Origin of the sequence: Bradyrhizobium sp. NBAIM03 (assembly GCF_020194055.1) — a bacterium.
Classification (GTDB): Bacteria; Pseudomonadota; Alphaproteobacteria; order Rhizobiales; family Xanthobacteraceae; genus Bradyrhizobium; species Bradyrhizobium yuanmingense.
The window spans coordinates 1-426 of sequence record NZ_JADYVS010000192.1 but is presented as its reverse complement, the minus strand read 5'-3'; the positions used below and the strand labels follow the sequence as shown (position 1 = coordinate 426).

Genomic DNA, 426 nt, shown 5'->3' with positions numbered 1-426 from the left:
CGCGCAATGAGCCGCCCGACATCGACGTCGATTTCGAGCATCAGCGTCGCGAAGAGGTCATCCAGTACATCTACAAAAAATACGGTGTGACACGTACAGCGCTGGCAGCAGCGCTCATCACTTACCGCACGCGTAGCGCACTGCGTGACGTCGGTCGCGCGTTGGGTATCGACCTGGGCATCGTCGAGCAGGTGGCCAAGGGGCAGGCGTGGTGGGATAGCCGTAAGGAATTTGCGCAGCGCGCAGGCCAGCAAGGTCTGGATCCGGAATCACCGTTGGTGCTGCGCTGGGCGCAACTGGTGGATCAGTTGCGTGGTTTTCCGCGCCATCTGTCGCAGCACGTGGGCGGGTTCGTGATTGCGCAGGGCAAGCTTTCGCGCCTGGTGCCGATCGAGAACGCCGCGATGGAAAACCGCCGCGTCATCC

General features: G+C 62.2%; 1 pseudogene. It reads left to right on the top strand.

What is annotated here, in order from left to right:
* Nucleotides 1–426 (top strand): annotated as a pseudogene (locus tag I6F21_RS38040) (error-prone DNA polymerase); the annotation flags it as partial.